A 20,983-nucleotide genomic window follows, 5' to 3' on the forward strand; every position below is an offset into this window, starting at 1 on the left:
AGTGTGTTAGGATGCAAGCCAAGTATTTCTACGGCTTTCCTTAGTGGAACATAACCCATAATGCTATATTAACATATAGGAGCTTATGTGAGCAAATATTAGCAAATTATCAATAGTTAGTCAACCCTTGAAATTTTTTGTACAGTATTCAGAAATGTTTTAGTATAGGTAGCTTTCGGCAATCAACAAATATATCAGGTATGCACTTGCGGGAAATTTGTTAACTCACAAGACTAGAAGTGACAGCCATTTTATGAGTATGTTCGTGGAGATATTCCAAAAATGCTTGAGCTACTACCGATAACTGTTTGCCAGCTAGATAGGATACATACCACTGCCGCTTAATCGGAAAATTTTGAACATCTAGGGTTGTGAGTTCCCACTCAGAACTTTCGCAGTAGAGAGTATGCTTTGACAAAACGGAAATTCCTAACCCTCCAGCGATCGCTTGTTTAATAGCCTCATTACTACCAAGTTCTAGGCGCACTTTCACATAAATTTTGTGCTTGGCAAATAGTTTTTGCACCGCCTGGCGAGTACCAGAACCAGATTCTCGCATAATAAACGCTTCATTATTGAGACGTTTAATAGGAATATTTCTCTGGCCTGCCAAAGGATGATTTTTGTTTGCTACTAAAACTAGGGGATTATCCATCAAAGCTTCACTACATAGAGGTATATCTTCAGGAGGTTGACTGGATATATATAGATCGTCTTGGTTTTCCAACATTCGTCTAGTGATGTTTTGGTGGTTTGTCACTTCCAGAGAAATATCTACACCTGGATACTCTTGGCAGAAATAACCCAAGATTCTGGGTACAAAATATTTAGCAGTTGTGACTACTGCCAAACGTAATTGACCTTGTTTCGTTCCCTTAATATCAGCCACCGTCATCTCAAAGCGATCGAGCTGTTCAAATACTTCCTGACAAGTGGCAAATAATTCTCTACCAACATCTGTTAAGTAAAGCTGCTTGCCAATTTGCTCAAACAAAGGCATACCTACTGCCTGGCCCAGTTGCTTTACCTGAGCAGAGACAGTGGGTTGAGTAATGAATAATTCTTCAGCAGCCTTAGTAAAACTACCGTGAAGGGCCACGGTCTGAAAGACTCTCAACTGATGTAAGGTTGCCTGAATCAAGAAGTTTTCCTCCTAAAAGATAAGAAAAATAAAGAAAATCTTACGACTGGTATAAGCAATTACAAACTATCAAGTATTGCATTCCCAATTGATTTCTATAATAATCATGGCATAGACAATAGTCAATGGTTAATCTGGGTATCATTGACTTAATTAAATAAAAAAGAAAAACTTATCAATCTTTATGGCTTTTGCTACACAAGTTTTCAACAAAATAAATTTTAGGAATATCAAGGGCGATATGTTCGGCGGTTTGACTGCTGCTGTCATCGCCCTCCCTATGGCACTCGCCTTCGGTGTCGCCTCGGGTGCTGCCGACGCTGGCGCACCTGCGGCAGGTTTGTATGGTGCTGTACTAGTTGGTTTGTTTGCAGCACTGTTTGGTGGTACTCCCACCCTGATTTCTGAGCCTACCGGACCGATGACCGTGGTAACCACCGCTGTGATTGCTCACTTAACTACCAGCAACCCAGAAAATGGTCTGGCAATGGCTTTCACCGTAGTCATGATGGCAGGAGTACTCCAAATTATTTTTGGTTTATTGCGGTTTGGTAAATACATTACCATGATGCCTTACAACGTGATTTCTGGTTTCATGTCAGGCATCGGTATAATCCTGATTATCCTGCAAATTGGTCCGTTTCTCGGACAAGCTAGCCCCAAAGGTGGTGTAGTTGGGACTATTCAGAACATACCTAACCTTTTAACAAATATTAATCCTATAGAGACAGGTTTAGCAGCTCTGACAGTAGCTATACTCTTTTTAGTACCAGCTAAGGTCAAGAAATTTGTGCCACCACCATTATTAGCATTGGTAGTAGGAACAGTTATTTCTGTTTTATTTTTCTCAGATGCTGGTATTCGTCGCATTGGTGAAATTCCTACAGGTCTACCTAGCTTACAGTTGCCTTACTTTACTCCCGATCAATTGCAGTTAATGGTAGCTGATGCGACAGTGTTAGCAATGCTTGGCTGTATTGATGCTCTTCTGACTTCCGTGGTTGCTGATAGTTTGACTCGGACTCAACACAACTCCGACAAAGAATTAATTGGTCAAGGTTTAGGTAACTTAGCTTCAGGATTGTTTGGTGGTCTTCCTGGTGCTGGTGCCACTATGGGTACTGTGGTTAATATCAATACAGGTGCTCGCTCTGCTTTATCTGGTATTACCCGTGCTTTCATTTTAATGATTGTGGTTTTGGGAGCTGGTAGTTTAACTGCACAAATTCCCATGGCAGTTTTGGCAGGTATTTCTCTCCAGGTGGGTATTAAGATTATTGACTGGGGTTTCCTCAAGCGTGCCCATAATATTTCTTGGAAATCTGCCATGATTATGTACGGTGTCATCGGTCTAACTGTATTCGTTGACCTAATTGCTGCTGTAGGTATTGGGGTGTTTGTTGCTAATGTTCTCACTATCGATCGCTTGACTCAAATTAAATCTGAGGATGTGAAAGCTATCACTGATGCTGATGATGCAATCATCTTAGACAATGATGAGAAAGAATTACTAGACCGTGCTGAGGGTCGAATTTTATTATTCCACCTCAGTGGTCCGATGATTTTCGGTGTTTCCAAAGCTATCTCTCGCCAGCATACACTTCTGAACAACTATGAAGTGTTGATTGTAGATTTGAGTGAAGTACCTCACATGGGTGTAACTTCTGCTCTAGCAATAGAAAATGCAATTCAGGAAACTGTTGATACAGGTCGTCATGTATTCCTAGTTGGTGCTACAGGCAGCGTCAAACGACGTTTAGAAAAACTGGGAGTTTTAGAGATTGTACCTCCACAAAATATGTTAATTGATCGCAGACAAGCATTGGTCAATGCTGTTGCTTTAGTTACTTCTGATGCTAAGATCAATTCTACAAATGCTAAGGTAACTAACGAAACTCGACCCAGTTTTGATAATCTGAAAATTGGTCAAAATCCTTAATGAACAAATTAATTCACCAATTTCACTTCCTTCAATGATTTGATTTGTAGACCAAGCAGAATCAGCTAATATTAACTCTCAGAGGTTGTTTGTAAAGAATTATGAAGTGTTTTGACCCCTGGCAAATTGGGTATTTCAGGCTATAAATCTGGGATAAATAACCAAGTTGTTACAGTTTAAAGGTCAATCATTGTATATTACAAAACTTTACAAACAGTCTCTAACAGTCTCTAAGCCAAAACTAGCGAGGCTGTCACGAAGAGCAATATACCTCAAAATCCTTACAGGGTAAAGATTTCATAACTCCGTTTTTTAGAATATGGCGATCGCTATATTAAGAGTAATTTTTGCAGCCTTTGACTAATATCTGCAAAATCAAGAATTTTAGGATTATAACTAAACCGCTGAAAAGTATATATTACAGTAATCGTAGTGATTACTTATTAAAAATTATTTTGCTAGTCTCAAGTATTAAAAGCAGCAAAAATATTTCAAAATGTTAAAGATTACCCTTGATGACACTTTGGCTAGTTCTTCCCCAAGTTGGTTGTCGAAAACCTGATGATTTGCATTTGACATTGCATTTCCAATTTGTGCTAGCCAGCGCAAATCGGGACACATTTTAAGTTTCGAGGCCATGCTTGCCTGCTGTCCTGACCCCTAATATCTAATTTAAAGAGGAATTACAACATGGATTTTTTCTCCGATTTCTTGACGCTCTTCCTGGGGAAGTTGCAGTCCCCGACACTCGGCTTTCTGATTGGTGGAATGGTCGTTGCCGCCGTCAATAGCCGACTTGCAATTCCAGATCCTATCTATAAGTTCATCGTCTTCATGCTGCTCCTAAAAGTCGGCCTGAGCGGCGGCATTGCGATCCGCAATGCCAATCTGCTGGAAATGCTGTTGCCTGCAGTGTTCGCCATGATAGTGGGAATCCTGATCGTGTTCATCGGGCGCTACACGTTGGCCAAGCTACCGAAGGTCAAAACTGTGGATGCCATTGCGACTGCAGGCTTGTTCGGTGCCGTGAGTGGCTCTACCCTCGCCGCCGGCCTGACGATACTGGAAACGGAAGACATCTTTTTCGAGCCCTGGGCCGCCGCACTCTATCCCTTCATGGACATCCCAGCCCTCGTGACTGCGATCGTCTTGGCCAGCATTTATGTAAGCAAGCAGCGGGATGCCGCATACGAGGATCTCAGCAAGCAGGAGTATCAAAGCAAGCAGGGCATTACCGCACGCGGGTATCCCAAGCGCAATACCGCAGACAAGCGGGTCGAGATATGGCCTATCGTGCAGGAAAGCCTCCAAGGCTCTGCTCTATCAGCACTACTGCTAGGCCTCGCTCTAGGCATACTAACCCGGCCGGAAAGTGTCTATGATAGCTTCTTCAATCCCCTCTTCCGTGGCCTGCTTTCGATTCTGATGCTGGTAATGGGTATGGAAGCCACGGCAAGGATTGGCGAGCTGCGCAAGGTGGGTCAGTGGTATGCCATATATGCCTTTGTGGGGCCGCTGCTGCATGGGTTCATAGCCTTCGGTCTTGGCATGATTGCCCACTACATCACGGGATTCAGCCTTGGCGGTGTGGTGATCATGGCCGTCATCGCTGCCTCCAGTTCAGACATCTCAGGGCCGCCTACTTTACGAGCCGGTATCCCGTCGGCTAATCCCTCCGCCTACATCGGCTCGTCCACAGCCGTAGGCACGCCGGTTGCTCTTGCCTTGGGAATACCGCTCTTCATCGGGCTTGCCCAGGCACTGATCGGCAACTGATCGCATACTGGTTGGGGTCTGTCGGCGTTCTCCTGGCGCGGCGACCAACGCTACAGCTATATCATTTCAGTCATCAGTCATCAGTACCTCTGCAATAAAGAGGCTACGAAAATACAGAATGCTCTTTTTTCTTGGTCGATTAGATATGGTGCAGGTTTCCTCCCCATTCCACCCTATGGGAAGCTACGAAGAAAGAACTCCGTTCCGCTATCGCGATCGACCACTTTATTATTCCCTTGAAAGAGCAGGGAGGCTTTAGACCACAATTTCTTGTTCAAGGTCTGTGTCTTCTCCATTCAACAGCCGCGTGACCTAGTAGGTCTTGGTAGTGATTTCTTCACCGGCATCAACGTTCTACAGGCATGAAAAAGCCGAGGCTATGCCCCGGTTTTTTGGTTCGATCAACTGGGTTTTGAGTCAGAATTTGTGTGCGTGCAGTACCTCCATCACGCTACAGATATAGGCGATGCCCGAATAATCGTCGAAAAACTGCGCTGCGACTTCATCCGAAATCTTCACCGCCATATCCCGATTGGGGGTGAGCACCTCGATCTTTATATTCGAGTAGGTTTCGGAAACGGTGGGTCTTCCGGACGATCGCACGTTACGACTGCCTTTACCGCCAGCGTCTACCACCGTATAACCGGTAGCCCCGGCTTCGTCGATGATCTTGGCGATCTTTTTCAGCAACAAATTTTCCGTGACGATGACGAGCTTGGTAGCTTGTTGGGTCATGCGGGTTACCTCTTGACGTTTTTAGTCATTGAACTATACAGAAACTCAGGAAAACGGCATAATTACGTGCTATTGAGCAATCTGAGTCGGCGAAGGGAATACAATCGCGTTCGTGTACACGTTGCGTAATAGCGCGCTTGCCATACTAAATATGCTAACACCATACCATCGATCAGTCAAGAGGAGATGCACTAGGGCATTTGCGATCCACTTGTTTGATGGGGAGCGTCGGGATGTTTGCGCAGTACGACCCAGGAAAAGGAAAAACCAATCAATCGCATAACCACCACTTATAGTAGGGTTTAACGGCCGTTAAACCCTAAAAATGATCTATATATAATTTGGCGTTGCTGAAATGTAATGGTAAGTAGCTAAAGGTAAAATTGAAAAACTTATGTTTTGCATTGATACCTAATCTAAAAATTATTACCATTCAGCAACGCCTATAATTTTATATGCGTGAGTAAGCCCGATTACTTAATCTCGGCTACTCCACACCCCCAACTTACCCGCCAACAGGTTCAAGCCGAATTAATTGTCCGTTAGGTCGATCGGTGAGAACATACAGTAGCCCATCAGGCCCTTGTCGCACATCCCGCACTCTCTGACCTATGGAAATAGACTCCTGAGTGACAACATTACCTGCTTCATCTACCTCAATGCGATGGATATCTTGCGATACTAACCCACCTGCAAATAAATTACCTTGCCACTGTGGAAAGCGATCGCCACTGTAGAAAGCTAAACCAGAGGGGGCTATGGATGGAGTCCACACTACTTTAGGGTCTACCATGCCAGGGCGAGATGTTTCCGGGGAGATGAGTCCGCCAGAATATTCACGACTGTGAGTAACTGCTGGCCAACCGTAGTTTTCTCCAGCCTCAACAAGATTCAGTTCGTCGCCACCTCGAGAACCATGTTCCGTTGCCCAGACTCTATTCTTTGCCGAGTCAAAGGTGATTCCCTGGATATTGCGATGTCCGTAGCTCCACACGGCGGGTTCGGCATCTGTATAAGTTGCAAAAGGATTATCGGAGGGTACAGTTCCATCGTCATTTAACCGTAAAACTTTGCCCAGATGACTACGGAGGTTTTGAGCTTGTTGGCGGATAAATTCGCCATTAAATTCAATAGGTGGGTTGCCACCGTCACCAATTGTCATTAGTAGAGTTTCGTCGGGTAGCCAAATAATGCGTGACCCGAAGTGTTGCGCGCCAGATTTTGTCTGGGAAACCTCGAAGATTACTTGCAGATCGCGCAGAGTATTCTCCTCAAATCTCGCCCGTGCAATGCGGGTGCGGTTTGCCGAGCGATCGCCATGGGAATAAGTGAGGTAAATCAAGCGATTTTCTGTAAAGCGCGGGTGAATTGAGACATCCATTAATCCCCCTTGACCAGAGGCAAAGATTTCAGGAAGTCCTGCAACCGGGGTGGGTTCTAGAACTCCATCACGTACAATTCGTAATCTCCCTGGTCGCTCGGTAATTAGCATAGTGCCATCAGGAAGCCAGGCAAGACTCCAAGGATGTTCCAGGTTTTCTACCATTGTGATTTTCTGCAAACCGGAAGCAGTGGCAACATTTTTAGGAGACTCGGTTTGATTGCTAGAAACTGATGCAGTCTGAGTCTGAGCAGCAGTAGATGAATCTAGTTGAACTTTGGTGGTACAACTTACAGTCCCGAATAGAGCGATCGCTATAGTAGTGCGAAATACTATTTTACTTCCGACTGCTATGAGGCGATCGGGTAGATCGAGGGTTTTTTGGTCTGACTGAGAAAACAAATTATTTTGAAACATATTATTCTGCGGCATTTTTATGACTATAGAATCTTGATTACTTAGCATTTTGATATCAAGTTAGCATTTTTTTAGCTCTTTGACATATACTTATGTTTGATAAATTACCGAACAATTGTGGTTTAAATCCTCCCCTTTTAAGGAGATAATAAAGAAAAATTTTCATCTCTTTGTCAATCCTCTTCTTTTCAAGGAGAGGTAATTATTACAGGAATTACGCATGCTTCACCTTGAAAACGCCAGATGTAGGGGCGAATGGCATTGACTAACGTCAAGCTCCGAATTGCGCCCTCACTTGATTTAGTGTCCGTGCGTAAGTCCTGTATTAATTATTAATTATTAATTATTGAAAGCGGATTCCACATTGGTGAGGTACACCCACGCGGGCAAGATGCCCGCACTGGGAACATTCTATAAAAAAGCTAAGTGCTATTACCACAACGAGCAAATAACATCCGTGCTGCGAATTTAACTTCTGACTTCTAACTTCTGACTTCTGACTTAAACTATATGTGGCGTAGAATAAAATTTGGTAGTTCTGTAGATGTAGCGAACGCTCAAAACTTTGTTGCATTGAGCGCACCATCGAGCGACGTATTGGGAACTCTGGGTGTATTCAAAAATGCAAATTTATTGTTAATTGATCCCAACGGCATAATTTTTCGACCCGATCCTCAATTATAAGTATAGCAATGTGCGCTGGCTTATGTACAAATTACAGGAGGTGTCCAATAGCTAAAATCTTATATTATCAGTTTTTTATCCCCTCTGTTGCCTGTTGCCTGCGCACAGCGCTATATTTATCCAAACTGGATATTGACATACTCCCGACGTTGCGCATAGCGCGACAACGCGGGATTCTTACATTATGAAAAAATGACCGCTGTTTTGACAGAGGTGATGTCCTCCCCCTGTATTAACCTTGATGATAACATGCATACCTCCTAGCTTGTCAAGGGTATAGGAAGGTTTTATTTGTGGAGGTATCCGACTATTGGCCCTGGCTTGACCATACGACGCTCCCCTTCGGGAGAGCGCGGGACTTCCCGCCAGGGAAGTTAAACAAATAAACTTGATTCCTTCTCAAAACCGACACACAAAAAAATATGAGCAACTAAACAATATCGGATTTAAGTCAATAGAATTAGTGATTCAAATCACTGCTAAATGAGGTAGATATTATAATGCATGGGTGTTCTCCAATTCTACTATAGACTGCATAAGTGTCTTAAACATAGAAATATGTGTTTGACACAATGGGTGAAAGTCAATAGTTTGAATCCATTGAACTTAATTCAGGACAATGATTGAGGGGATTACTCTCATACTATCCTGCAAAAAAAGTTCTCAAGAGTGCATAAGTGTCTCAAACATAGAAATATGTGTTTGACACAATGGGTGAAAGTCAATAGTTTGAATCCATTGAACTTAATTCAGGAGAATGATTGAGGGAATTAATCTCATACTATCCTGCAAAAAAAGTTCTCAAGAGTGCATAAGTGTCTCAAACATAGAAATATGTGTTTTATACAATGGGTGAAAGTCAATAGTTTTAATCCATTGAACTTAATTCAGGAGAATGATTGAGGGAATTAGTCTCATAGTATCCTGCAAAAAAAGTTCTCAAGAGTGCATAAGTGTCTTAAACATAGAAATATGTGTTTGACAGAATGGGTTAATTACATTTTACTTAACCAATTTGAGGTCAATAATAAATAGTTTTAACCCATTGAATGCCAACATTAAACTTAATTCAGGAGAATTATAATGGCCGAAACTTCTAAAAAACTAGACAAATCCGAAAATTCTAAGAATATTGACAATAAAAACAACGACCAACTAAAGGAGCAGGAATCAGATAAACCCGAACCCATTGTAGATGGTATAAAGACACTAGCCCAAGTTAACCCTGGGGGTGGAACAGGTGGAGGAACACCTTTCCCTTAACTAAAGGGTTAGTCAACAGTATCAATAATAGTCATCTCCAAAAATAAAATCAATTATTGTACAGAAATTATCAGTTCTTTCCCCCCTATTCCTTACTCCCTATTCCCTCTTTTCTGGAGATGTCTAATACCGGCATTGGTGAAGCGCGTGTATGATATTAATCTTAATTATTGAGTCCTCAGGAGTCAGGAGTCAGGAGTCAGGAGGGAAGAAAGAAGAATAAAGAGGAATATAAGGAGAAAGTTTTTTGTTCGCGCTATTATCCGGACATGATATCATACATCTTTTCACCAACGCCCTAATACCTAATCAAACACTTTCTTAATACCTAAAAGGTAAGCATTTCCTAGATCATGCTGCGCAAACAGCCGTCAGCTAGCCTCCTCCGGAGGAGCTGCGTTAACAGCTATTGCTTTTAGTTTTAGATAAAAGCTTTACTAATTGAGTCAGAATTAAATTTTACTATAAAAGCTGACTTTAAAGCCTATATTCATTAAAACCCCGTTATGATAGCTGAGAGCTGACAGCTAATAGCTGTTTGCTCCGCATTCCGCAGGGGATGCTACCCCTAAAAGTATATTGCAGGTTTATAAGGTACAGTAATAATAGTTTGTAAACCAGTTTTTTAATGCTGGGAATTTATCAAATCAGGTACTGTACTTTATTTACCTGTAATTTGCTGTTTTTAATATTTTGAAAGTGATATGAAAATGCTTTTTTTGAATAAATTTTCAATCTTTACTATTTTCTCACTAATGTATTTGACATTAGAGGATGGGGGACTTTGCATATCGCCAGCCATTGCTCAACTGCAACCAGATAGCACCTTGGGAGAAGAAAAATCAGTCGTTACCCCCAATATCAATATCAAAGGAATAGAAAGCGATCGCATAGACGGTGGTGCCCAAAGAGGAGCCAACCTATTTCACAGTTTTCAAGAATTCAATATTCAACAGGGACGAGGAGTTTACTTTACCAACCCTGATGGAGTTGCAAATATCCTGACTCGCATCACAGGAAATAACGCCTCTAATATATTAGGAACTTTGGGAGTACTAGGAAATGCCAATCTATTTTTCATCAACCCCAACGGCATAATTTTTGGACCAGATGCCAAATTAGACATTGGGGGTTCTTTTTATGGAACTACTGCCAATAGCATATTATTTGCAAATGGATTTGAATTTGCCACTTCAGACCCCCAAGCTCCTCCGTTACTAACAGTTAACGTTCCCATTGGGTTGAGGTTGCCAGAAAATCCAGGAAGTATTCAGGTAGAGGGGAAAGGTCATAATTTGAGCTTCGATCCGAATACCTTTTCTTACATCAGAGAAAACCGGAATGCAGGGTTGCAAGTTGCACCAAGTCAAACGTTAGCTCTAATTGGAGGAGATATATTCTTAAGAGGGGGAAACCTCACTGCAGAAGAGGGGAGAATTGAACTAGGGAGCGTTCAGGGCGGTGTGGTAGGAATCACTAATTCTGTCAGTGCTCTCAACTATGAAGAAATACCTGTATTTGGCATAATTCAACTATCTCAAGCCAGTTCTTTGGACGTGAGTGGAGAGGGAGCGGGAAATTTTCAAATTCAAGGTAGGCATCTTGAAATCCGAGATGGTTCAAGAATTTTAGCAAATACTTTGGGAGGGGAAGATGGGGACAAATCAACTATTAGAGCCTCTGAGTTCATTGAAATACTAGGAACAACTCCTGACAGTGAAATTTTTAGTGGTATTACGGTAGAGGTAGCTGGAGGAGGAACAGGTAAAGGCGGAAGTTTAATAATGGAGACAAAAAACTTACGTCTAAGAGAAAGAGGTGAGATAAGTGTTAGTACATTAGGTGAGGGAACAGGAGGGGATTTAACTATCTCTGCTACTGATATAGAACTGGTAGGAAATCCTGCTGATTTCTTTACTAGGAACACGATTATCAGCGGTATCGTCAAGTTGGGAGGGGAGGGAAATGCAGGAAATATCAGAATCAAGACAGAAAGTTTACGGGTACTTGATGGAGCGCAGCTCTCTAGTAGTACCTTTGGTCAGGGAAAAGGAGGAAATTTAACTATCTCTGCCACCGATATAGAATTAATTGGTACTTCTGATCGTTTTCCCAGTGGTTTGTTTGCTTTAGTAGTGCCACCAGAATTGGTAGTAGACGGAGCAATAGAATTGGAAAAAATGGGGAATGGAGGTAGTGTGAGGGTTGAGACAGAAAATTTACGGGTACTTGATGGAGCACAAATCAGCAGTAGCACTTTTGGTCAGGGAAATGCAGGGAATTTAACTATCTCTGCTACAAACATAGAACTTATGGGAACGACTGCTGATGAGCAATTTCCTAGTGCTTTGTTAAACTCTGTAGAAAAGGAAGCGTCAGGGAATGGAGGAAATGTGACTATTCATACAGAAACTCTAGTAATACAAGATGGAGCAGGAATCGGTGTAGATACCTTTGGCAAGGGAAATGCAGGGAATTTAACTATCTTTGCTACAGATATAGAAATAATAGGGACTTCTATTAATAGTGGGTCGATTAGTGGTTTGTTTAGCTCAGTAGCAGCAGAGGCAAAAGGCAATGCAGGAAATATGATACTAGAAACAGAAACTTTACGACTACAAGATGGAGCACAGATCGCAACTGCTACTAGAGGTAAAGAAGATGGAGGAGATTTAACTATCTCTGCTAAAAATATAGAACTCATTGGCACAGGAACCACTGCTGAGGGTAAAGAATTTTCTAGTGGTTTATTTAGTTCAGTAGCAGCAGAGGCAAAAGGCAATGCAGGAAATATGATACTAGAAACAGAAACTTTACGACTACAAGATGGAGCACAGATCGTAACTGCTACTATAGGTCAAGGAGATGGAGGAGATTTAACTATCTCTGCCACTGATATAACACTAATAGGAACTTCTACTGATGATAGACAACTCAGTGAAATCACAGCCTCAGTACAAGAAGAAGCAATAGGTGATGGAGGAAAGATAACACTCAACACAACAAACCTACAAATCCAAAACGGAGCCAGAATAACAGCTAGCACCTCCGGTCAAGGAAACGCAGGAAATATAAGCATCTCAGCTAAAAACCTAGAAATAACAGGAACTTCTGCTCAACAGACCCCTAGTAGATTAACCGCAGAAGCAACAGATGAAGGAACAGGAGCAGGAGGAACATTAATTATCAACACCGAAAATCTCAAGATTCGTGATGAAGCAGAAATCATAGTCAGATCCCAAACTCAAGACCCCGCAGGGAACCTAGAAATCAACAGCAACAACATCCTTTTAGAAAATCAAGGCAGTCTCAATGCTGAAACCACAGCAGGTAAAGGCAGCATTACCATCAACAATAACAAAGACCTGATCCTCCGTCACAAAAGCAATATCACCACTAACGCCACCGGAGCAGCGACTGGAGGCAACATAGAAATCAATACCGAAAACCTAGTCGCCCTCGAAAACAGCGATATCTCCGCCAACGCTCAAGCAGCCTTCGGAGGCACTATCAACATCACCGCAGCAGGCATATTCGGCACAGAATTCCGCCCCCAACAAACAAATAACAGTGACATCACGGCCACCTCAGAACTAGGAGCATCATTCAGTGGGGAAGTCAACCTCAACACCCCAGAGGTAGACCCCAGCGACGGACTCGTACAATTTGATGACACCATCGAAGACATCTCAGCTCTGATAGACCAAAACCCTTGTAAACGAGGAGAAGGCAGTGAATTCACCATTACAGGTCAGGGAGGTTTACCTCCTAGTCCCAGAGATTTTCTCAGTCCCCATAACATATCCCAAGAAGAAACTCCTGCTACCCCTGAAAAAAATGTCACCCCATCAGAGCCAGAATTTATCGAAGCTCAAGGATGGGTATCCACACCATACGGCATCCAACTCATCGTCAACCCAGATACTGCTATACCTGTTCGCCCCTGGTTAATTCCTCCCAACTGCGAACAACTAGATGCTCAAAAACTTCAACCCTATCTACTTGCTAGCACTACAGACATAATTCCATCCCCTAACTCTCAACCTCTACAAGTAACCATTCAACAATTCAACTTTCAAGGTAATACAAAATTTAACCACGAAGAACTACAACAACAACTCACACCATACCTCAACAAACCCATCGCCTTCGAGCAACTGATAGCAGCTCGCACTGCCATTACAGAATATTACACCAAAAATAACTACATCACATCAGGCGCTTTTATCCCCCCCCAAACCATTACTGAAAACGGCATAGTTACTATCCAAGTAGTAGAAGGAAAAATTGATGAAATTGACATTAATATCAAAGGCAGATTAAATGAAAATTATATCAAAAGTCGCTTAGAAAAAGCAACAATAGCTCCCATTAATCAAGAAAAACTGCTATCAGCCTTACAATTATTGCAACTCGACCCATTAATTGACAATATTTCAGCGGAACTCTCAGCAGGAGTTAGACCAGATACCAGTGTATTAGCAGTGGAAGTCGTCACCGCTAACCCCTGGCAAATAGCAGCTATCAGTAATAACGGCAGAGTACCAAGTGTCGGAACTTTTCGACGAGGAATAGAAGTAGGTCATGGCAACCTCACAGGTATGGGCGACAGTTTCAATACTCTCTATACCAACACTGACGGCAGCGATCTAGTAGAATTATCTTATGCAATTCCTGTAAATTCTCGCAATGGTCGCATAGAAATGTTTTATCGCCATCAGGATAATGAAGTCATAGAATCACCTTTTGAAAGACTAGATATTGAATCAAATTCTAATACCTACGAATTATCATTTCGTCAACCAATAATACAAACACCAAGGCAAGAATTTAGTGTGGGGTTAGGTGCCACGAGGCGAGATAGTCAAACATCAGTTTTAGGAGAAAACTTTCCATTATCAGAAGGCGCTAATGATGATGGTGAGACTAAACTATCAATATTGAAATTTTTCCAAGATTATCAATTACGAGGAGATAATCAAGTTTTGGCACTGAATTCTCAGTTTAATATGGGGTTGGGAATATTGGATGCGACTGTGAATAGTGATGAACCAGATAGTCGGTTTTTTTATTGGCGTGGTCAGGGACAATGGGTGCGCTCCTTAGCAACAGATACTCTATTAGTAGTGGGTGCAGATGTGCAGTTATCTCCATCAGATTTGGTGCCATTAGAAAGGTTTGCTTTAGGAGGATACAGGAGTGTGAGAGGTTATCGTCAAGATACTCGTTTAACTGATAATGGAGCCTTGGGTACGGTGGAGTTAAGGTTGCCTGTGCCATGGGTTTCAGGGAAGAATAGGTTATTTCAGGTAGTACCATTTATTGATGGTGGGGTGGCCTGGAATAGTGATGGCGAGGAGGTGTCGGGGACGAATGCTTTGGCAGCGGTGGGAGTGGGGTTGCAGGTAAAGTTATGGGATAAGATTAATCTGCGGTTGGATTATGGAATTCCGTTGATTGATGTGGATTCGCGCGATCGTACTGCTCAGGAGGAGGGGTTTTATTTTTCTGTGTCTTCTTCCCCTTTTTCGTTCTAGCAAATGTGGAATTGTCTGCGGTTGTCTGATAATTCGGTTCTGTTGTAAAACGTTCCTGGACTAAATCCTGTAAATCTTTTTCCCAGGCTTTAATCTCAGGTGTTTTGGGCGTAGGACCTTTTTTATTGCTTTTAGACTCTGGCTCGTCTACTGTTTCTGTCTCAGGGTCAGCTTCTTGTTTTGGGTGCAAATAATTTCCCACAATCTCTTCAAGTAATTTTTCCGGCTTGACTCCCTGTTGTTTGGCCAAAGCTCTTAATTTGTCCCAGACATCTCTGGGTAGTTTTGCTGTGGCTAAGGGGTGTGCAGTTTCCCCAGTAATAGTAGTTTCTATGTAATTTGCTGTAATAGGTTTGGATTGATTCTTTGCTTTATCCAACACTTCTTGCCAACAGCTCGTAGTTTTATCAGTTTCCTCGCTGACTTGATTGACAGAAGTGGCTAATCTTGTGGCTTGAGACACGTTGTCTGGTAGTTCGGTAAATCCTTGCAATATCAAGTTCCAAGATGTTTGGGCAGCTTTAATGACTTGTTTGACGTAATAGACCGATTTTTTCAAACCTTTTACGCAATATTGTTTGAAGGTTTTAAATCCTAAATTTTCATAAAGCTTATAAATTTGAAAAGCTCTCAAAGCCATGCCTTCTTTGATATAGGCATATCTGTCGGCCAGCATATCTATTTCCAGAGAGGCGATCGCCTCATCGCCATTTTTCCAGGTTTCGTGCCAAAACAAATCGCAAAATTTATCTAGATGGCCATCGGCCCATTGGGGAAGTTCTGGGTCATTAAAAGGTATCTCGAATCCGTGGTTGTATAAGTTTCCAATCATAAGAAAGTAAGAAAAAGTCAGGTTAGTAAGTAAGGGATGAAGTAAGGAGATCGAACCCTACCCCAAAAGATATCCATTAGATAGTCACTGAGAACAAGTATGCTTATATCGCTTAAGCACTAGGTTTTAACTGTTTGAACTGCTCCGTTGGGCGTCACCTCCTGAAAATTATTTCTGTATAAATGTAATTTCATAATAACTTCTGTATACAATAGTTGTCAAGAGTTTAGTTAGAATCTTTCTATACAGAAACAATGGATACTTTAGAAGGACATGGCAAGACATCCAATTCATGGAGTGAGAAAAGAACGAATCAACTTGACGATAACGCCAGAATCTCGGCGAAGGTTGAAACAGATAGCAGAAGCTTTGAACACCAGTCAAGGAGAACTACTGGAGAAGTGGATAAAAGCATGGGACAAACTGGAATCCGTTGGATTATTGGGGGAATACTTGGCCTGTTCCGCGAAGTAATAGACGAAGCTTTGAGTTATATGGACGAGCATGGCGAAAGATTAGAAAAAAGACTGATAGATCATAAAAATAAAAAAGCTAGTTTTTTAGAGAAGTCAGCAGCACTGGAGAAGGAAATCAGTCGCCTATTGGAACAGGTCGAAAAGCTTCCAGAAGAATCAACAACAGAAGAAGAATAAACTCAGGGAGCCGATCACAGCAATGTGGTCGGTATTTTTTCAAGCCAAAAATTTTACACGACCAATACGCTCAACTCGCCACAGGTCAACACAAGGCAAAATCTTTCAACTCAGACAATATAACCCTCAACTTTACCGAAAAATTTGGGTAGTTACGCTTCCTCTTTTAATTAGGATAAATATGTCAGTTAAGTCTTAGGTTTGATTTGAGATGTTTGAACTGCTCCGTTGGGCATCACCTCCTGGAAATTAAATCCGGATTGTATTGTTTACTATATTAATTATCCGGATAGAATAAGTCAAGTGGTTCAGATAAAATTTTTCTATCCGTATACAATGGCTAATAAAACAAATGGCGAGACATCCAAATTACGATGAGAAGAAAACCAGCTTGGAAATAAGCTTGACTCCCAAGGCAAAAACGAGGTTGGGGCAGATGGCGAAAGCATTGGGCCTGAGTCGGAGCGAACTAATAGAACAGTGGGTCAGGCAAGAATCTTCACCGGGGGGAAACGCGAAACTCTTGGGAAAATTCTTGAACAACTTCAAGAGTTGCAACGTGAACATATTAAATATATAGAAGCTCATGGAGACAGATTAGTACAAGGACTTCAGGAAAATCACGAATATAAGTCAAAAGTCTTGGGAAAGATGGGTGCTTTAGAAGAAGAAGTAGTCAGGATTTTGAGTGGAGAAGCAGAACTTCTAGTAAGCGACAAAACAGAAGAATAATAAATCCAGGGAGCCGATCGCAGCAATGTGGTCGGTATTTTGTCATCGACATAAATTAGAGAAGTGCTATACCGTAAATATTGGTGTAATAATTGTGGCCATTATTGGCCTCGTAAAAATACTGTAGAGATTCTTTTTGAGGAAATTTAACCAAAATGCAGAATCTATTCAAAAAAATTTATCAATTTATTCGTAACAAAAATAGACTAAATATCGGGATATTACAGTGGATAGCGATCGCTCTATTTGGTTTTTGTTTCAGTCTGGGAATTAATTTTTTATCTCCCATTTTAGCACAATCTTCTCCTTCTAGTTTAATCCAGCAAGGAGTCCAATTGTTAAAGCAGGGAAGGGCGGAAGCTGCATTGGAAGTTTGGCAACAAGCAGAAGTTATTTATCGGAAAAATAACGATCGTATTGGTGCAATTAGAAGCCAAGTTAATCAAGCTCAAGCATTAACAAGTCTGGGATTTTATAGACGTTCTTGTGATACTGTGCTACAAGCATTTAGCAATGATTTACAATGTGAAAGCTTGACTGAAAATGACCTCAAAAATGTTTTGCCAAGATTTAATACATCAAATACTAAGCTAAATTTTCAAGGGCTACAAAGCTTGGGAAATGGATTGCGTGTATTGGGTAAATTGGCTTTATCTAGAAGGGTTTTAGAAGCTAGTTTTCCATTGGTAACTTCTCAAAATATTGAAGGTCGATTATTGCTAAATTTAGGAAATACAATTCTTTCTAAAGTTAAAGGTATTGCTAATTTTAGGCTCCGAGGAAAAGCAGAAAAACAGGCGATTATCCAAGGTTTATCTAATTATGAAAAAGCGGTGACTATTTCTGATGAAGAATTAATTAAAATTCAGGCAACTATTAATCATCTTAGTCTACTACTTGAATTAGACCGACAATGGCAGAAGAATTCAGGTGATGATTGGCTGCAACCTCATGTACAATTTCAGATTGATACTTTGCCTCAAATTATTGGTATTTTAAATCAAATAAATCCCTCTATTCATTCAATTAAAGCAACAATTAAATTAGCAGAAATATTGATGATTATTGAACAAATAAATGCTAAATCAACTGTGGCTCAACTACAGACTAATTTTGCCGAATTGACTTTGCAAAATACTATTAATGAACAATTTATTAATCAAGCAATTCAACAATCAAAAATTATCCATAATTATCGTTTAGAAGCTTATGCCATTGGAATTAAAGGAAAATTGCATCAAAAAATTGGAAAATTAGAAAATGCACTTAATTTGACAAATCAAGCCTTGGCGATCGCTCAAAAAATATCTGCTTCAGATATTGCTTATCAACTCCAAGAACAATTGGGAGATATTTTTCTCCAACAAGAAAATTCCTCAGAAGCACTTTTTGCTTACAAATCTGCTGTTAATACCCTGCAAGTTTTACGACGCAATTTGGTAGCTTTAAATAGAGATATTCAGTTTGATTTTCGGGCAAGTATTGAACCTTTATACAGAAAACTCGTAGCATTATTACTTCAGCCTGAACTTAGTTCAACTCAACCAAAATTGTCCAATGTAAAAGCAGCTCAGAAGGTAATTGAATCTCTACAATTAGCAGAATTAGATAATTTTTTCCAAAATGCTTGTGTCAATGCTGAGGATATTAATATCGATCAAATTGATAAAAATGCAGCGGTTATTTATCCAATATTATTAGATAATCAATTAAGTGTTATTCTCAAATTGCCGGGGACTGACAACTTTCGCTATGCTTCAGTGAGCGATAAAAACTTTGCAGCACAATTTAAGGAAAACTTATTTAATCTGAGAATGTACATTTCAACTATAACAGGAATAAGCGAAGTTAAACTGCCATCTAATCAACTTTATCAGTGGTTAATCAAACCCTTTGAAGCAGATTTGGAAGTAGATTTAGAACACGATACCAGTCAAATCAAAACCCTAGTTTTTGTCTTGGATGGGTTACTCAGAAATTTTCCCATGTCTGTATTGTATGATAGCGATCGCGAACGTTATCTCGTGGAAAGATATGCAATTGCAGTAGTACCGGGTTTGCAATTAGTCAATCCCAACCCCTTATTAAAGGAGCAGCTACGAGTATTAACTGCCGGAACAAGTCAAAAAGCACCTAGTTATGAACTGGAAGGTTTTAATTCGCTACCTAATATTCAACAAGAACTAGAAGCTATTGAAAAAACTGTACCACAATCCGAGAAATTAGCAGATGAAAAATTCACGAAAACTAACATTCAAGCTCAGATTAATTCTGAACCTTTTAACATCATCCATATTGCAACTCACGGACAGTTTAGTTCTAATCCAGATGATACCTTCATTTTAGGATGGGACGAACGTATTAATGTTCGAGATTTAGACCTACTGCTTCAGACGAGGAATTTGATACCATCGGAGCAAGCGATCGAATTATTAATTTTAAGTGCTTGTCAGACGGCAGTGGGAGATACGCGAGCAGCATTAGGTTTGGCCGGAGTTTCCATTCGGGCAGGTGCTCGTAGTGTTTTAGGGAGTTTATGGAACGTTAATGATGCCTCTACAGCAGAATTTATGAAACAGTTTTATCAACAATTATTGCAGTCTGGTAGTTCACAAATCAGAAAAGCGGAAGCACTGCGTCAAGTTCAAATCAGATTTATCAAAGGAGAAGTAGAACCAAATGCAGATTACGATCAACCCTATTATTGGTCATCATTTATTCTTGTTGGTAATTGGTTGTAGTTGGCCATTTCAGTTATCAGTCATCAGTTATCAGTTATCAGTAAGGAAGAGGGAAGAAGGAAGAGATCAGTAGGAATCTCCACGCCTTTAGGCCGGAGAGGATGTCAAATCAGTTATAATATCATCAAAATCAGTATAATTGTATTTTCAATCTTGGTAGAAAGGAGAATTATGTCCCAAACTTTCACACAAGGATACGCTGTTGTTGTCGGAGTAGGTACTGATTTGCCAGTCACGGTTGATGATGCTACTGCTGTTGCAAATCTATTGCGTGATTCATCTCGTTGCGCCTATCCTACTGAGCAAGTGCGTTTACTAACAGAAGAAAATGCAAACCGTACCAATGTTCTATCTGCTTTGAGTTGGTTGGCTGAGACGACGGGAGAAGATGATACAGCGATCGCTTATTTCTCAGGCCATGGAATTAAAACACCGGATTATTATTTGATGCCTTATGGTTATGATCTGAGATATTTGGAGGGTACAGCTATTCGTGGGGAAACTTTCACTGAGTATCTACGAGCTATTAAGGCTAAGAAATTATTGGTATTGCTAGATTGCTGTCATGCTGGCGGACAAGCAGAAGCTAAGGGGGTGGTTAAATCACCTTTGCCACCAGAGGCGATCGCTCAGTTGGGCAGTAGTAGTGGTAGGGTTATACTTGCTTCTTCAAGAAAAGATGAAGTTTCCTGGACGGGAAAGCCATACAGTGTCTTTACAACAGCATTGCTGGAAGCTTTAGCTGGTTATGGTGCTTCTGAAAAAGACGGCTATGCTCGTGTGTTGGATATTGCTATGTGGTTAGGACGCAAGGTTCCGGAACGTACAGGTGATAAACAGAATCCTATCATCAAGGTTAGTAATTTAGAAGATAACTTTGCTTTAGCTTGGTATGCTGGAGGGGAGAAAAGTGTGCGTCCGTTGCCAAAATGGGAAACTAATGTTCCATCTATTGCGCCAGGGTTAGATGTTGAACAGATAGCTACCTGGCGACAGATGTTGGCTAACTATCGTGAAAATCTGCTGCTGGTTGAAGAACGGATGACTGAATTTGTTGAATTTACTGATATTCCATTAGGACTTGTTAAAAATAAACGTCGGATAGAAGCGGAAATAACTAAGTTGGAACAGAAATTAGGGGGAAACGTTTAA

At 41.1% G+C, this 20,983-nt stretch carries 14 protein-coding genes; 10 read left to right on the forward strand and 4 right to left on the reverse strand.

All coding sequences use genetic code 11. From position 1 onward, the window contains the following. Positions 1 to 220 precede the first annotated feature (220 nt). Positions 221 to 1,141, reverse strand: a complete 921-nt coding sequence (locus F6K23_RS08135; protein WP_293153180.1) for a LysR family transcriptional regulator — start codon at positions 1,139 to 1,141, stop codon at positions 221 to 223. 184 nt (positions 1,142 to 1,325) lie between these two features. On the opposite strand from F6K23_RS08135, the gene F6K23_RS08140 reads away from it, so the two are divergent. Beyond that, positions 1,326 to 3,080 (forward strand): SulP family inorganic anion transporter, encoded by a 1,755-nt coding sequence (locus F6K23_RS08140; RefSeq protein ID WP_293153183.1) that lies wholly within the window; start codon positions 1,326 to 1,328, stop codon positions 3,078 to 3,080. Positions 3,081 to 3,770: 690 nt separating this feature from the next. Beyond that, the gene (locus F6K23_RS08145; protein WP_293153186.1) at positions 3,771 to 4,856 is read left to right on the forward strand and encodes a sodium-dependent bicarbonate transport family permease; all 1,086 of its coding nucleotides are present in this window, start codon (positions 3,771 to 3,773) and stop codon (positions 4,854 to 4,856) included. A 417-nt stretch (positions 4,857 to 5,273) separates the two neighbouring features. On the opposite strand, the gene F6K23_RS08150 is transcribed toward F6K23_RS08145, so the two are convergent. Further along, a complete protein-coding gene (locus F6K23_RS08150) occupies positions 5,274 to 5,591 on the reverse strand; it encodes a P-II family nitrogen regulator (protein ID WP_293153189.1) in 318 nt (105 codons plus the stop codon). 505 nt (positions 5,592 to 6,096) lie between these two features. Then, complete coding sequence (locus F6K23_RS08155; RefSeq protein ID WP_293153192.1) at positions 6,097 to 7,389, reverse strand: PQQ-dependent sugar dehydrogenase; 1,293 nt, start codon at positions 7,387 to 7,389, stop codon at positions 6,097 to 6,099. A gap of 510 nt (positions 7,390 to 7,899) precedes the next feature. On the opposite strand from F6K23_RS08155, the gene F6K23_RS08160 reads away from it, so the two are divergent. From F6K23_RS08160 to F6K23_RS08170, 3 genes are all read left to right on the forward strand, one after another. Next, positions 7,900 to 8,073 (forward strand): hypothetical protein, encoded by a 174-nt coding sequence (locus F6K23_RS08160; RefSeq protein WP_293153195.1) that lies wholly within the window; start codon positions 7,900 to 7,902, stop codon positions 8,071 to 8,073. 1,083 nt (positions 8,074 to 9,156) lie between these two features. Then, complete coding sequence (locus F6K23_RS08165) at positions 9,157 to 9,336, forward strand: hypothetical protein (RefSeq protein WP_293153198.1); 180 nt, start codon at positions 9,157 to 9,159, stop codon at positions 9,334 to 9,336. Between the two features lie 719 nt (positions 9,337 to 10,055). Continuing rightward, on the forward strand, positions 10,056 to 14,873 hold the full coding sequence (locus F6K23_RS08170; protein ID WP_293153201.1) for a ShlB/FhaC/HecB family hemolysin secretion/activation protein: 4,818 nt from the start codon (positions 10,056 to 10,058) through the stop codon (positions 14,871 to 14,873). Here F6K23_RS08170 and F6K23_RS08175 read toward each other — a convergent pair. Further along, entirely contained in the window at positions 14,761 to 15,705 is a 945-nt protein-coding gene (locus tag F6K23_RS08175) for a hypothetical protein (RefSeq protein ID WP_293153204.1), read from the reverse strand. The genes F6K23_RS08170 and F6K23_RS08175 overlap by 113 nt on opposite strands. Positions 15,706 to 15,959: 254 nt before the next feature. Here F6K23_RS08175 and F6K23_RS08180 point away from each other — a divergent pair, with 254 nt between their 5' ends. The 5 genes from F6K23_RS08180 to F6K23_RS08195 all read left to right on the forward strand — a co-directional run bounded on the left by F6K23_RS08180 (position 15,960) and on the right by F6K23_RS08195 (position 20,983). Next, positions 15,960 to 16,358: a hypothetical protein gene (locus F6K23_RS08180; protein ID WP_293153207.1), complete on the forward strand. Its 399-nt coding sequence runs from the start codon at positions 15,960 to 15,962 to the stop codon at positions 16,356 to 16,358. A gap of 352 nt (positions 16,359 to 16,710) precedes the next feature. Continuing rightward, the gene (locus F6K23_RS41610; protein WP_124142920.1) at positions 16,711 to 16,938 is read left to right on the forward strand and encodes a ribbon-helix-helix domain-containing protein; all 228 of its coding nucleotides are present in this window, start codon (positions 16,711 to 16,713) and stop codon (positions 16,936 to 16,938) included. Next, entirely contained in the window at positions 16,839 to 17,090 is a 252-nt protein-coding gene (locus F6K23_RS08185) for a hypothetical protein (RefSeq protein WP_293153211.1), read from the forward strand. The genes F6K23_RS41610 and F6K23_RS08185 overlap by 100 nt, the downstream gene beginning before the upstream one ends. A 155-nt stretch (positions 17,091 to 17,245) precedes the next feature. Further along, positions 17,246 to 19,831 (forward strand): CHAT domain-containing protein, encoded by a 2,586-nt coding sequence (locus tag F6K23_RS08190; RefSeq protein WP_293153214.1) that lies wholly within the window; start codon positions 17,246 to 17,248, stop codon positions 19,829 to 19,831. A 171-nt stretch (positions 19,832 to 20,002) separates the two neighbouring features. Then, positions 20,003 to 20,983: a caspase family protein gene (locus F6K23_RS08195; RefSeq protein ID WP_293153217.1), complete on the forward strand. Its 981-nt coding sequence runs from the start codon at positions 20,003 to 20,005 to the stop codon at positions 20,981 to 20,983.

The organism is Okeania sp. SIO2C9, from assembly GCF_010672455.1.
GTDB lineage: Bacteria > Cyanobacteriota > Cyanobacteriia > Cyanobacteriales > Microcoleaceae > Okeania.